The 14129-nt window shown below is 61.6% G+C and carries 12 protein-coding genes; 4 read left to right on the forward strand and 8 right to left on the reverse strand.

Annotated features, from left to right (window positions below):
• On the reverse strand, nucleotides 1-849 hold an 849-nt coding region (locus BR41_RS16210), incomplete at its 3' end, for a GntT/GntP/DsdX family permease (protein WP_035059061.1).
• A gap of 264 nt (nucleotides 850-1113) precedes the next feature.
• The gene (locus BR41_RS16215; RefSeq protein ID WP_156970750.1) at nucleotides 1114-2385 is read right to left on the reverse strand and encodes an amino acid deaminase; all 1272 of its coding nucleotides are present in this window, start codon (nucleotides 2383-2385) and stop codon (nucleotides 1114-1116) included.
• A gap of 419 nt (nucleotides 2386-2804) precedes the next feature.
• Here BR41_RS16215 and BR41_RS23125 point away from each other — a divergent pair, with 419 nt between their 5' ends.
• The 4 genes from BR41_RS23125 (at nucleotide 2805) to BR41_RS16235 (ending at nucleotide 8423) form a co-directional block, all read left to right on the forward strand.
• Nucleotides 2805-3209 carry a c-type cytochrome gene (locus BR41_RS23125; RefSeq protein ID WP_051711171.1) on the forward strand — a complete coding sequence of 135 codons (405 nt, stop codon included), beginning with the start codon at nucleotides 2805-2807 and terminating at the stop codon, nucleotides 3207-3209.
• A gap of 572 nt (nucleotides 3210-3781) precedes the next feature.
• Nucleotides 3782-4972 carry a macrolide transporter subunit MacA gene (gene macA / locus BR41_RS16225; protein ID WP_211251779.1) on the forward strand — a complete coding sequence of 397 codons (1191 nt, stop codon included), beginning with the start codon at nucleotides 3782-3784 and terminating at the stop codon, nucleotides 4970-4972.
• A 2-nt stretch (nucleotides 4973-4974) separates the two neighbouring features.
• On the forward strand, nucleotides 4975-6936 hold the full coding sequence (locus BR41_RS16230) for a MacB family efflux pump subunit (protein WP_035059070.1): 1962 nt from the start codon (nucleotides 4975-4977) through the stop codon (nucleotides 6934-6936).
• Between the two features lie 146 nt (nucleotides 6937-7082).
• Entirely contained in the window at nucleotides 7083-8423 is a 1341-nt protein-coding gene (locus BR41_RS16235) for an efflux transporter outer membrane subunit (protein ID WP_281174014.1), read from the forward strand.
• A gap of 169 nt (nucleotides 8424-8592) precedes the next feature.
• Here the strand turns inward: BR41_RS16235 and BR41_RS16240 are convergent, their stop codons facing one another.
• The 6 genes from BR41_RS16240 to BR41_RS16265 form a co-directional block, all read right to left on the reverse strand.
• Complete coding sequence (locus BR41_RS16240) at nucleotides 8593-9774, reverse strand: molybdopterin molybdotransferase MoeA (RefSeq protein WP_035059072.1); 1182 nt, start codon at nucleotides 9772-9774, stop codon at nucleotides 8593-8595.
• Nucleotides 9768-10295: a molybdopterin-guanine dinucleotide biosynthesis protein B gene (mobB, locus tag BR41_RS16245; RefSeq protein WP_035059075.1), complete on the reverse strand. Its 528-nt coding sequence runs from the start codon at nucleotides 10293-10295 to the stop codon at nucleotides 9768-9770. Before mobB ends, BR41_RS16240 begins: the two co-directional genes overlap by 7 nt.
• Before the next feature lie 319 nt (nucleotides 10296-10614).
• The gene (locus BR41_RS16250; RefSeq protein ID WP_035059079.1) at nucleotides 10615-11310 is read right to left on the reverse strand and encodes an aspartate/glutamate racemase family protein; all 696 of its coding nucleotides are present in this window, start codon (nucleotides 11308-11310) and stop codon (nucleotides 10615-10617) included.
• Between the two features lie 111 nt (nucleotides 11311-11421).
• Nucleotides 11422-12249 carry a phosphodiesterase gene (locus BR41_RS16255; RefSeq protein ID WP_035059082.1) on the reverse strand — a complete coding sequence of 276 codons (828 nt, stop codon included), beginning with the start codon at nucleotides 12247-12249 and terminating at the stop codon, nucleotides 11422-11424.
• Nucleotides 12246-13304, reverse strand: a complete 1059-nt coding sequence (locus BR41_RS16260) for an ABC transporter ATP-binding protein (RefSeq protein WP_035059085.1) — start codon at nucleotides 13302-13304, stop codon at nucleotides 12246-12248. Before BR41_RS16260 ends, BR41_RS16255 begins: the two co-directional genes overlap by 4 nt.
• Entirely contained in the window at nucleotides 13301-14125 is an 825-nt protein-coding gene (locus tag BR41_RS16265) for an ABC transporter permease (RefSeq protein WP_051711173.1), read from the reverse strand. The genes BR41_RS16260 and BR41_RS16265 overlap by 4 nt, the downstream gene beginning before the upstream one ends.
• Nucleotides 14126-14129: the final 4 nt, after the last annotated feature.

Consider the following 14129-nt stretch of genomic DNA (forward strand, 5'->3'; position numbering starts at 1 on the left):
TGTGTAGAAACTCACCAGCGTCGCCACCAACAGCGCCACCACCGAATTGCCGATAAAGCGATAGAAGTTATTCAGATGCGAGCCCTTGTCCGCCAGCACATCCGCCCAACCGCCCAGCAACATCAGGAACACCGGCAACAGGATGGTGAACAGCGTAATGCCAAAGCCCGGCAACTCGCGCTGGTGCTGATGGATGAACTGTGACTCCAGCGGATTGACTGCCGGCAACTGCACTCGTGGCGCGATGAACTTGGCAAAGATCGGCCCGGCAATGATCGCGGTCGGAATCCCCACCAGCAGCGCATAGAAAATCGTCCGGCCCACATCGGCGTGATACTCGCCCACCGCAATCATCGCCGCCGGATGCGGCGGCACCAGCCCATGCACCACTGATAAACCCGCCACCATCGGCAAGCCCACCATCAACATCGACGTGCCAGTGCGACGCGCCACGTTGAAGGCAATCGGAATCAGCAGCACGAAACCGACCTCGAAGAAGATCGGCAAGCCAACTAGAAAGGCGATACAGACCATCGCCCAATGCACATTCTTCTCGCCGAACTTGCCGATCAGCGTGGCGGCAATGCGCTCCGCCCCACCCGATTCGGCCATCATCTTGCCGAGCATGGTGCCCAGCGCCACGATCAGCGCAATGTGGCCGAGCGTCTTGCCGACCCCGGCCTCGTAAGACGATACGATGTCCTTGGCCGGCATGCCGGCCACCAGTGCCAGACCGAAGGAGACGATGGTGAGGGTAATGAAAGGATTGAGTTTGTAGCGGGCGATCAGCAACACCAGCGCGATGATCGCGACGACGGCGTAGCTGAGCAGCAGGGCTCCGGGAGTCATGGGTTAGTCCTCAAGGCAAGTCGTTATCAACTGGGGTGCAGCCAACTTGGGCAGCTGCGTGTGGCCGGTGGGCCGGCTCGGGTTTTACCCTTTCCGTAAAAAGGGGCGATGCCCTGTAGGAGCGAGCTTGCTCGCGATGGCACCGTGTCAATCTGGCGCAGCCGTCAAAGCAATCGCGAGCACCCCAAGAGTATTTCCACGCTGAGCGATGGCAAGCCATCGCACGCTTGCGGGGCACAAGCTCGCTCCTACAAGGGGATTGCATTAGAAAAACGTCTCAACAATCTCCGTCACATTGAACGCCTCATCCAGAATCGCCAGCTGCCGCCACTTGTCGAACGTCAGGCAGGGGTGGGAGATATCGAAGGCGATCATGTCGCCGATCTGGATATCCGCACCGGCATCGATCTGCATGAAAGCGTGCTGATCCATCATCGCGGTGACTTTCCACGCGTCTGGTGCGGCTTTGGGGGCGGCATCACCGGGGCGGAAATGCAGGGCCGGGATCGGCAGGCCGGCATCGAATGCGGCGTCGCGCTTACCGAGCGCAATGATGGCAAGGCCCGGTTCCGGCAACGACTGCACATAGGCCCATACCTGCAGCGCCGGCAGCAGGCTGGCGTGCATTGAACGCGCTACCGGATTGTTGGCCTGGATGCGCGTTTCGGCGGATTTGTAGATGCCCACGTCGTGGGTGAGATAACAGCCGGGGCGCAGTACCACGTCGAGCGGGCGGCCGATATCCAGCTGCGTCCATTCTTCCGCTACCACGTCGAACCACGCGGAGCCCGCGCCGGTGAGGATGATGGTGCCGGGGGCGAAGCGGCCTTCGGCGTGCAGGCGCTTCATTTGCGCTGCACCGCGTTGCAAAAAGGCGCGGATGTCGGCTTCTTCCTTCAGCACGCCTTCGTAGAGTTCGATGCCGACCAGCGCCAGCGATTGCGGCCAGCGGGCGATGGCGGCGAGCACGGCGTCTTCTTCCGCCTCGTTGCGCACGCCGGTACGGCCACCCGGTACACCGAGCTCGATCAGTACCTTGAGTTTCTGGCCGGCGTCGGCAAAGAACTGGCCAAGCTGATCGACGTTGGCGGGGGAATCGACGATACAGGCGAAATCGAACGATGGGTCTTGCTGCAGCCGGGCAATGATCGCCATATTGCCGCGCCCGACCAGCTGGTTTGCCAGCAGCACGCGGCGCACGCCGTGGTGGTAGGCGGCCTGGGTTTGCGGTGCGGTAGCGAGAGTGATGCCCCAGGCGCCGTGGGCGAGTTGTTTCTGGAACAGCGCCGGGCTCATGGTGGTTTTGCCGTGCGGTGCGAGCTTGACCTTGTAAGTCTCGATGAACTGCTTCATCCAGTTCAGATTGTGTTCGATCCGTTGGCCGCTTAACACCGCCAACGGCAGGCTGAGGTCTTCCTTGAGTACGTTCCAGCCCAGCGTGTTCGCCGTGCTGACGGCTTGGCCGGCTGGGAAGTCACCCAAACCCTTGCCATAGCGGCTAAGGGTGGCTTTCTGGAAGTTATTTTCAATACTCACGGCGAATACTCCTTGGATTGCTGGATTTTTCAGCTGTAGTTGGCAAGGTTACGACTACGGTTTTCAAATTTCAAGAAAATAATTTTCACGTTTCGACGTACGGTAGCTGCCTGCTGAAAGTACGCCTCGGTCGTGTTTATTTACCTGACACGCTGATAGGGTCATCGCATACGCTATGCGCCCCTTCGCGTGATTCCTTGCCGTGCACATCTGAAGGATGGCGGGATCTACATGGCATGAGTCTGGCGATCAAATTGGTAGTGTGCTGAATTCATCCTGACCAATAAGTGATAACAACAATGCGGGTTTGGTTACTGCCATGATAAGCATGTGAGGTGTGCGGCTATGCGTATTTCCCGCTTGCTGTATGTGCCGTGGTTGAACCAGCCTGTTTCCACAACCTTGCAAGGAGAACGATCTTGATCAAACTCACAACGACAACACTCGCCAGCGCATGCCTGGCGCTGTCCGCTGGCCTGTTCACGGTGGGCGCAGCCTGTGCCGCTGGCGACACGGTGAAGATTGGCGACATCGCCGTGGAGCGCGCACTGTTCAAGTCACCCGGCAATATCGAGAAGAAAATCGAAATTTGCGCGCAATGTCACAGTGCCAAGGGCGAGGGCAGCCCGGAATACGATACGCCGGCCCTGAATTCATCCAGCGCCAACTACATCGCCAAGGAACTGAAGCTGTATCGCCCAACGAAGGGCAAACCAGCGGCGCGCAAACATCGGGAAATGAACGCGATGGCCGCGCTGCTGAATGATGCCGACATCAAGGAACTGGCCGACTATTACGCGCCCATCAAGCCGGCGGCCAAGTAACGCGCTGGCCCAAGGGATTGAGCTACCTACCCCCGAGTGCTGCTCGGGGGATTTCTTGCCCCTTCTGCTTTATCTCCCTCGCCATTTTTTCTTGAGCATCCCATCTGTAGCCCGGACGGCTTGCCGGCCGGGATAGCCATCTGAATAGGTGCGATTGGTTTGGATATTTGCACCAACCCCGGACGACATTGGTTCACACGCGGCTCCTGCCGGAGTCGGTTCAAATGCGGCTCCCGCCGACAATGCCGTCCGGGTTACGGGGGCGTTTTGCAGGGCTGATCGTGCATTCTTCGGCCCTAGGGCAAATCCCGATTGTTTGCACAATCTGCGTGTAGGGTGCTGACGCAGCACAATCCCTTGACCGGTTTCCCCACTGCCGGTAGAAACCGGTGTTGCTCAAAAAATGTTTGCAGTTTGGCCGTGTTTGTAAATAGGGAATTCAATCTGCTTGCGCCCGGCACCAACGCCTTCACACAAATGAAGACAATTTGCTGACAAAAAATCGACATCTGCCGTGCAACTACACGGTTAAATCCGGTCTGACGAAGCTCGATTCAACTTAGAAACCGATGATGAAACATAAGAAAAAAATAGTCGTCGCGGTGGCGGCGCTGCTTGGCGTTATCGCGCTGGGTTATCTGATACAGCACTTCTTTTTCCCCGCAGTAAAACCGCAATATCTGACTGCACCGGTCGTCCGTGCCGATATCGAAGAAGCCGTGCTCGCGAGCGGCGCGCTGGAGCCGGTGAAACAGGTCAGCGTGGGCGCGCAGGTGAGTGGTCAGCTCAAATCGCTCAAGGTGGCGTTGGGTGATCGCGTCACCAAGGGGCAATTGCTGGCCGAGATCGATCCGGTATTGCAGCAGAACGATCTGCGCAAAGCCGAGGCCGGTCTGGCTAACGTGCAAGCACAACGCGCCGCCAAGGAGGCGCTGCTCAGGCAATACGAGCTTGCCCTCAAGCGGCAACAGCAGATGATCGCCAGCGATGCCAGCCCGCGTGCCGATCTGGAAAGCGCGCAGGCGCAAGTCGAGTCCACCAAGGCGGAACTGGCGTCGCTCGATGCGCAGATTCGCCAATCCAATGTTGAAGTCGATACCGCCAAAGCCAACCTCGGTTACACCCGCATCATTGCGCCGATGGATGGCGAAGTGATCTCGGTTGTTACCAAGGAAGGCCAGACCATCGTTTCCGCCCAGTCCGCGACCACGATTCTGGTGCTGGCCAACCTCGATACGATGACGATCAAGGCGCAGATTTCCGAGGCTGACGTGGTGCGCGTCAAACCCGGCCAGCACGTGTACTTCACCATCCTTGGCGCGCCGGACAAACGCTTCAACGGCAAGCTGCGCGGCATCGAGCCGGCCAACAATACCTTCAGCGATTCGACTACCTCGACGTCATCCTCGACCACAACGAGCACTGCCATCTATTACAACGGCCTGTTCGATGTGCCCAACCCGGAGCACATCCTGCGCCCGTCGATGACCGCGCAAGTGTCCATCGTGCAGGGCGAGGCCAAGCAAGCGCTGACGCTGGCAGTATCCGCCTTGGGCACGGCAGACAAAGACGGCCGCTATGACGTTCGCGTGTTGAAGGATGGCAAGCCGGAGGCCCGCAAGATCAGGATCGGGTTGAACAACAACGTCAACGGCCAAGTGCTTGAAGGTCTGGCTGAGGGTGACAAGGTGATCATCGGCGATCCGACGCAAATTGCCGGTGCGGATGGTCACGGCCCGGGTGGCCCGCCGCCAGGACCGTAATGATGAAACGACCTCTGTTGGAACTGACCCATCTCGAGCGCCGTTTTCCGGCCGGCGAGACGGAAGTCACCGTCCTGCGCGACATCAATCTGACCATTCACGCCGGCGAAATGGTTGCCATCGTCGGCCAGTCCGGCTCGGGCAAGTCGACGCTGATGAACATCCTCGGCTGCCTCGACAAACCCTCCAGCGGCAGCTACCGCGTGGCCGGGCGCGAGACGGGCGAGCTGGCTGGCGATGAACTCGCCACGCTCCGGCGCGAGCATTTCGGCTTTATCTTCCAGCGCTACCACCTATTGCCTCATCTGTCGGCCGAGGCCAATGTCGAGATTCCGGCCGTCTACGCCAGTACCGACAAGGCACACCGGCGAGCACGCGCACAGCAATTGCTGGGGCGGCTGGGGCTGGCTGATCGCACCGAGCACCGCCCCAGCCAGCTCTCCGGCGGCCAACAGCAGCGCGTGAGTATCGCCCGCGCCTTGATGAATGGCGGCGACGTCATCCTCGCCGACGAGCCGACCGGCGCACTCGACAGCCACAGCGGCGCGGAGGTGATGAATATCCTGCGCGAGCTACATCACGCTGGCCACACCGTCATCATCGTCACCCACGATATGAACGTGGCCAACAACGCTGGCCGCATCATCGAGATTCGCGATGGCGAAATCATCGCCGACCGCGCCAATCCGAGCGCGCACGAAGTCGTCCCGGCCGTGCTGGTCAAGCCGCCAGCGGTTGGCCCGCGCAGTTGGCTGCACGGCAACTGGGCTCGCTTTGGCGAGGCGTTCAAGATGGCGTGGATCGCCATGGCTTCGCACCGCATGCGCACCTTGCTGACCATGCTCGGCATCATCATCGGCATTACCTCGGTGGTGTCAGTCGTGGCCTTGGGGCAGGGTGCGAGGCAGAAGGTGATCGACGACATCAGCGCGATGGGCACCAACACCATCGACATCTATCCCGGCCGGGATTGGGGTGACGACAAGGCGGCCTCGATCCACACGCTGGTGGCGGGTGACGTGACCGCGCTGCAGGCGCAGTTCTATGTCGATAGCGTTGCGCCCAATGTCTCTGGCACCAAAACGCTGCGCTTCGGCAACATCACCGCTGCGGCGCTGATCTCCGGCGTGGGCGAGCAGTATTTCCGCGTAAAGGGTCTGATCACGGTGCAAGGCGCCGCGTTTCAGGCGGAAGACGTACGTCGGCAGGCGCAGGTGGTGGTGCTCGATGACAACACCGCCAAGAAGCTGTTCCCGCATGGTGAAAACCCGGTGGGCCAGATCATCCTGATTGGTTCGGTGCCGGTGCGCGTGATTGCCGTGACCAAGAAGCGGGAAGCCGGCTTTGGCGGCGGGGATTCCAACCTCAATGTCTGGGTGCCCTACACCACGGCGATGGGCCGGCTGTTCGGTCAGCAGTATTTCAGCAATATCTCGGTGCGCGTGCGCGACGGCCTGCCGAATGCGCTGGCTGAGCAGAGCTTGATCAAGCTGATCGTCCAGCGCCACGGCACCAAGGATTTCTTCACCTTCAGCAGCGACAGCATCCTGCAGACCGTCGAGAAAACCACCGGCACGCTCACGCTGCTGATCTCAGCGGTTGCGGTGATTTCGCTGGTGGTTGGCGGGATTGGCGTGATGAACATCATGCTGGTGTCGGTCACTGAGCGCACCCGCGAGATCGGCATCCGCATGGCCGTCGGCGCGCGCCAAGGCGACATCCTGCAGCAGTTCCTGATCGAAGCCGTGCTGGTCTGCTTGCTGGGCGGGCTGATCGGCGTCGGCTTGGCGTTTGGCATTGGCGAGCTGTTCTCGGTGCTGGTGTCGGCCATGTCGATGAAGTTTTCCACGCTGTCCATCGTGGCCGCCTGCCTGTGTTCGATGCTGATCGGCATCGTCTTCGGCTTCCTGCCGGCGCGTAACGCCGCGCGGCTTGATCCGATCGAAGCGTTGGCCCGCGAGTGAGTTTTCATATGCGTTTTCTGAAAATCAAATCAAAGCTTTTTCCCGCAACGGACTGCTATTCCGGTAAGCAGACAATCGCGCCGCACATTCCCCCTTCCGCGAAGGGGGGAATCAAACCCTCGCGTTTTCTTGCGCTTACTCTCGCGCTGGCCCTCGCCGGCTGTGGCAGCATGCTGAAAACCGATTACCAGCGCCCGGCGGTCACCATTCCGGCACACTGGCAAGGCCAGACCACCACCGGCAACACCGTGGCGATGACCGAGCACTGGTGGACACGTTTTGACGACCCCACGCTGACCGCGCTGATCGACAAGGCATTGCGCAGCAACAACGACCTCGCTGCTGCCGCAATCAAAGTGCGCCGCGCCCGTCTGCAAGCCGGCTTGACCGACACCAACCTCACCCCGAGCGTGACGGTCAGTGGCAACGGCAGTGTCTCGAAAGACCTGAAAAATGGCGGTCCCAGCACCAAGACCTATAGCGCCACTGCCTCGCTCAGTTACGAGCTGGATTTGTGGGGACGGCTCGCCCGCCTGCGCGATGCTGCAGACTGGGAAGCACAAGCCACCGAGCTGGATCGCCAGAACACCGCCTTGGCGCTGATCGGCACCACTGCCCAGCTCTATTGGCAGATCGCCTATCTGAATCAACGGGTTGCCGCGAACGAAGCGAGCCTCGTCTATGCGCAGCAAGCGCTGACGCTGACCCAAGTGAAGCACCGGGCCGGCGCAGTCGCCGGGTTGGATGAAGTGCAAGCCGAGCAAAGCGTCGCGACCCAACAAGCCAACCTCGCCACGCTGCAGCAACAGCGCGAAGAAGCCCGCAACGCCTTGGCCATCCTGTTCGACCAAGCCCCGCAAAACCGCGAAGCCGAGCGCGATCGCCTACCCGATAGCGCCCTGCCTGATGTACCAGCCGGCATCCCCGCTGACGTGCTCGGCCGTCGCCCCGATCTGCAAGCGGCCGAGTGGCGCTTGAAAGAAAGCCTCGCCAACGTTGATGCAACGCGCCTGGGCTTCTATCCGACCTTCTCGCTGACCGGCAGTGTTGGCAGTACCAGCGCCAGCCTTGCGAACGTGCTCTCCAACCCGCTGGGCACGCTGGGGGCTGGATTGGTGCTGCCCTTCGTGCAATGGAATACCACCCAGCTCACTATCAAGGTGTCGCAAAGCCAGTACGACGAAGCTGTCGTCAACTTCCGCCAGACGCTCTACAAGGCGCTGGCCGATGTCGAAAACACCTTGTCGGCGCGGATGTACTACCGCCAGCAAGGCGATGCGCTGCAACGCGCTTTTGACCTGTCCCGCCGCGCCGAGCAACTGGCCGAAGTGCGTTATCGGGCCGGGCAGACCGGAGTGAAAGAGTGGCTGGACCAGCAGGAATCCCGCCGCAGCGCCGAGAGTGCGCTGGCCGAGAATCACTACAACCAGCTCAATAATCTGATGAAGGTGTATCAGGCGTTGGGTGGGGATGTGGTAGGGCAGTAGGTGCTGGCGTAACCAGGACTGGGGCTGCTTCTTTGGCCCAAAGGGGCGTTCGTCGCTACCAAGGCGCGCAAGCCTAGAATCCCCCCTCGCCCGCATGCGGGAGAGGGGCCGGGGGAGAGGGCATCACCGCCGTGGCAATCTTGCCCCTTCTTCGGCGACACCCATCAAATCAAATCGGAATGAACCGCACCAACTGACCCTTGGCAATCGGCGTATCAGCTGGGATCTCCACCAAACCATCCGCCTGTGCCAAGCCCGCAATCATCGCCGAGCCTTGCTGGCCGACAACGCCAACGCCATCCGGCCCGAGCGTGGCACGCAGGTATTCCTGACGAGCGTCCGGCTTGGGTTTGTCGAATGCGGCGGGCAAGGTGAACGAGCGCGGTTGGACGTGTGCAGCACCCATCCGGGTTAACAGGTAAGGCCGCACCAATACCAGCAAAGTGACGAAGGCCGAGACCGGATTCCCCGGCAGCCCGACGAAATCCGCCGTGCCGATGCGCCCGAAAGCGAGTGGTTTGCCCGGCTTGATCGCCACCTTCCACAAATCGAGCGAACCAAGAGCCGATAGCGCGGCTTTCACGTGGTCTTCTTCGCCGACCGATACGCCACCGGTGCTGATGACTACGTCGCTCTTGGCCGCCGCCGCAGATAGCGCGGCTTCGGTGGCGGCGCGGTTGTCCGGCACCATGCCGCCGTCGGTCACGACGCAGCCGAGTTCGCGCAGCATGGCCAGCAGCATTGGCCGATTGCTGTTGTACACACCGCCTTCCGGCAGCGGCGTGCCCGGCTCGGTAAGTTCGTCGCCGGTCGAGAGCAAGGTCACGCGTAATGGTTTGAATACGTCGATGGCACCAATGCCGCCAGCGGCCAGCTTGGCAATCCGCGCCGCGTTGATTTGCTCGCCCGTCTGCACCAGTACCGCGTTGCGGGCGATGTCTTCGCCAGCGCGGCGGATATGTTGGCCGGGCTTCACCACCACGCCATGCTTGATCCGTAATGTTTCGCCGTCCGCTTCCGTGTCTTCCTGCATCACCACCGCATTCGCGCCGGGCGGGATCGGTGCGCCGGTAAAGATGCGCGCCGCTTCGTTCAGCTGCAGCGGCGTGCCGACGTGACCAGCGGCGATGCGTTGCACGATGGGGAAGGAGGTCGGCAGGAACAGATCGGGCGCGAAGGCGATCGCGTAGCCATCCATCGCGCTGTTATCCAGCGACGGCACATTGACGATGGCGCGGTATTCCGCTGCGGCGATCCGGCCCACCGCATCGGCCAGCGCGAGGGTTTCCGTCTCTGTTGGGGCTTTGGCGGCGGCGGAGAGGCGGTCGATGGCGTCTTGTACGCTTAGCACTGGGGTATCTCCAGGTATTGCAGAATCAGTTGGGCGATAGTGGCTGGCTCGTTCAGCGGCCAGACCGGCAGGATGGTTTCGATCGCAGCATCGCAGGAAGTGAGATTGAGAGCGCTATCGCTGGCTATGGCGACCACGTACGGGTCAGCAGCATTGCGCAATGGCTTGCCGAGCGCGGGGCGGAAGACTTCCAGTTTCGGGATGGCGGCATCGGTGAAGCTTTCCACCAGTGTGAGATCGGCTGGCGCAAGGCGGGCCAGCAGCGTATCGAGCGTCGGTTCCAGTGCGCCGCGCAATTCTTCAAAACGGGCGATGCGGTAGGGCGTGGCGATGACCACCTCCTGCGCGCCTGCCGCGCGGAAGCGGGCGCTGTCTTTGGTTGGTGGCTCGAACTGGATGTCGTGATGGCTGTGCTTGAGTACGTTCACCTTGAGGCCACGTGCGGCGAAGACCGGCAGCATGGCTTCGATCAGCGTGGTTTTGCCGGAACCGGAATGGCCGGTGAAGCCGAAGACTTTCATGCGGATTCCAATTAATTAAATGCAAAGACCTAAATCTTGAACCACAGAGGGGGCAGAGAAAACCAACTACAAATCTGTAGATACAGAGAACACGAAGGGCACAGAGATCAATGAGAAACCCGAGGTTTTTGTAGGAGCGAGCTTGCTCGCGATGGCAATGGTTCATCAAACAGCGCTATCGCGAGCAAGCTCGCTCCTACAGCATGGAATGCTTTTCTCTGTGTGCTCACCGATCTCTGCGTCCACAGATTTTCGCCTTTGCCTTTCTCTGTGAACCTCTGTGTTCTCTGTGCCCTCTGTGGTCCAAGACTTAAGGTTTTTAAGCCGCCAGCGCCAATTCCACCGCCCGCTCCGCATGAATCGCTGTGGTATCAAACAACGGCACATCCGTATGTGCTTGCTGGATCAGCATCACGATCTCGGTACAGCCCTCGATCACGCCCTGCGCACCGGCGGCCCGCATGGTGTCGATGATACGCAAATACGCGCGGCGGGATTCCTCACGCACGATGCCTTGGCATAGCTCGTCGTAAATGATCTGGTGCACGATGTCCTGATCGGCGGGCGAGGGCACGATCACCTGCAGCCCGTGGCGCTCGGCCAGCCGGCCTTTGTAGAAGTCCTCTGCCATCGTGAACCGCGTGCCGAGCAGGCCGACCGTGGTAATGCCCTGCTGCTTGATCCGCTCCGCCGTGGCATCGGCCAGATGGATGATCGGAATACTGATCGCCGCCTGAATCTGGTCGGCGACCTTGTGCATGGTGTTGGTGCAAATCAGCAAGAAATCTGCGCCGGCTTTTTCGACGTTTTGCGCCGCATCGGCCAGCAGCGCCGCTGCTTCGTCCCATTGCCCGGCGTATTGCAGCGCCTTGATCGCTTCGAAATCCACGCTGTACAGCACGCTGCGCGCACTGTGATGACCGCCCAGGCGCTGGCGGATGCCTTCGTTGATGGCGCGGTAGTAAAGGGCAGAACTTTCCCAGCTCATACCGCCAAGCAGGCCGATGGTTTTCATGTGAGGTTTCCAAAAAGAATCGAGCTTAGTCTGCTTTGGAAAATGGTTGGCTTGTAGGCACAGCGTGCACAAAGTGCGCGCAGGACAGCATGACCCAACTCTCACCCCACCTCAATCCAGCAATACCCCCGCCGCATCATGAAACGGATACGGCCCCTCCGCCGCATCGACTTGCGCCACATGCGACACCAGCCCCTGCCCGGGTCTCCATTGGTGCAACACATAGCCACCGGGTTCGAGCACGAAGGCGGACGGGCCATCCGGGCGCAGGTCGAGGGCCACCTGGTGGGCGGTGGAGGGGGCTGTGGAGGCCAGCGTGCCGGCGAAGCGCGTCGTGATGGGGCGATGCAGGTGGCCGCAGAGAATCTGCTCCACGTTGGGATGGGCGGCGACGAGCCCGGCCAGCGCGGCGGTCGAGGCGGGGTCGAGGCCGATGGCGTCCATGTGATCGATGCCGGTCTGGAACGGCGGGTGATGCATCAGGATCAGCGTGGGGCGGCCGGCGCAGGCGGCGAGTTGGGCTTGCAGCCAGTCAAGCCGGGCGGCGCACAGCTGGCCGTCGCTATGCGGTGGGTGCTGCGTATCGAGCGCAATGATGCGGAGCGGGCCGAGGTCGACGCGGTATTGGATGAAACCGGGGTGCTGCGCAAGATAGGCGTGCTCGGGGAAAGCCGCGAGCAGGTTCTCGCGGTGGTCATGATTGCCGACCGCCAGGTAGTAGGGCATCGCCAGCTGATCAAGCAGCGGCTTGAGCGTGGCGTATTCGTCCGCGCCGCCGGCATCGACCAGATCGCCGGTGACGAGCACCGCATCGGGGCGAGGTTCGAGCGTATTCAGGCGGTCGATGCAGCGTGCGAGTGCAGCGGCGGTATCGACGCGACCATAGGCTTTGCGGCCACCAGCCTTGATATGCAGGTCGGTAATCTGGGCCAGAATCATGCGGCCTCCGCGTAGGTGAGGTTGGCTTGCCAGGCTTCGGGCCGGATCTGGATGCCGATGGCGTCCCCCACGACGGGCGCAAAACGGCCGGTGATATCGACGGTCACGGGCTCATTGCTCAGGCCCGCGATGCTGAGCCGGGTGCGCTCGCCAAGGAACACGGCTTGCGCGACGGTGCCGCGCAGGTGGGCTAACTCGGGCGGGACGACGATGGCGTCTTCGGGGCGCAGCCAGAATTGGCGCAACGGCGGCGTGCCGGCGGGGGCGGGCAGCAGGCCGCCCCGGCAGAGCAGGCCTTGTTCGGTCCAGTCACCATCGATCTGGCTGATGGTGCCGATGAAGCGGGCGACGGCGAGATTGGCCGGGCGGTGATAAATCTCGCGTGGTGCGCCAATCTGTTCGATGCGGCCGGCGCTCATCACCACGATGCGATCACCCAGCGCCATCGCTTCGGCTTGGTCGTGGGTGACATAGACGGTGGTGACGCCCAGCTGGCGCAGCAGCCGATCCATCTCGCCGCGCACGTGTTCGCGCAATTGCGTATCCAGTGCGGTCAGTGGTTCATCGAGCAGCAAGACGCGTGGTTGCGGTGCCAGTGCGCGGGCCAGCGCGACACGCTGCCGTTGGCCACCCGAAAGCTGCGCGATGCTGCGATCAGCGAAGTCAGTCAGACGGGTCAGCGCCAGCAACTCATCCACGCTGCGCTTGATCTCGGCTGCCGGCGCTTTGCGGATGCGCAGGCCATAGGCAATGTTCTGCCGCACGCTCATGTTCGGGAACAGCGCGTAGTTCTGGAACACCATGCCGACTTGCCGGTGCTCGATGCTCCGGCGCGTCACGTCGTCGCTGCCGAACAGGATGCGCCCACCGGCATCCGGGCTTTCCAGCCCGGCGATCAGCCGCAGCATGGTGGTCTTGCCGCAGCCGGACGGCCCGAGCAGCACCAGTGTTTCGCCCGCGCCGATGGATAAATCGGTGGGCTGCAGCGCGCGGTGGCCATTCGGGTAGTGCTTGGCGCAGCCTTGCAGGGTGATATCGATGGCGTCGAGTTTCATGCGGTTTGGTCCTGTTTCATACGATTCGTCCGCTGGCCTCGCTGTTGGCCGGTGGGCTTGCTCACCGACTGCAGCACGGTCAGCAGCGGCACGATCATGACAAAGAAAATCAGCGTGTAAGCGCTGCCGATCTCCAGGCGCATCGAGGCATAGGCATCGGCCAGACCCACCGGCAGCGTCTGGGTGGTGGGGGTGTGCAGCATCCATGTCAGGTTGAATTCACCGATCGAGAGCGTGACGACGGTCAGCGCGCCGGCGAGGATGCCGGGGCGGATATTCGGCAGGACCACGGTGGTGAAGCGCTGCCAGAACGTCGCGCCCAGGCTGGCCGCGCCTTCTTCCAGTGTTTTCAAATCACAGCCGAGGCAGATGGCGGTGACGGATCGCACCATGAAGGGCAGGGTGAAGATCACGTGCCCCACCACGATGAACCACGCGCTGGTGCGAAAGGCGGTCAGGCTGCCGTACATCACCAGCAGCGCCAGGGCAGAAGCCAGGCCGGGGATAGCGACCGGCAGCACCATCAACCCTTCCAGCCAGCGGGCCAGCCGGTTGCGGCTGCGGGAGAGCGCATAGCCGGCAGGCACGCCGACGACCAGCGTAATGGCGAGCGTGGCCAGGGCGATCAGGATCGAGAGCCCGATCGCGCCGTGATACAGCTCCCACACCTGCTGTACCCAGCGCAGCGTCAAACCGCTACGCCAGCCATGCGCGTAGTTGTCGGTCACGCCGGCCAGCATCGACATCAGTACCGGTACGACCAGAAACAGCACCATCAGCAAGGTGATGACGAGCTGTAGCGCGGTCAGGAATTTTTTCATTTGT

It is taken from the genome of Andreprevotia chitinilytica DSM 18519 (genome assembly GCF_000711875.1).
Classification (GTDB): Bacteria; Pseudomonadota; Gammaproteobacteria; order Burkholderiales; family Chitinibacteraceae; genus Andreprevotia; species Andreprevotia chitinilytica.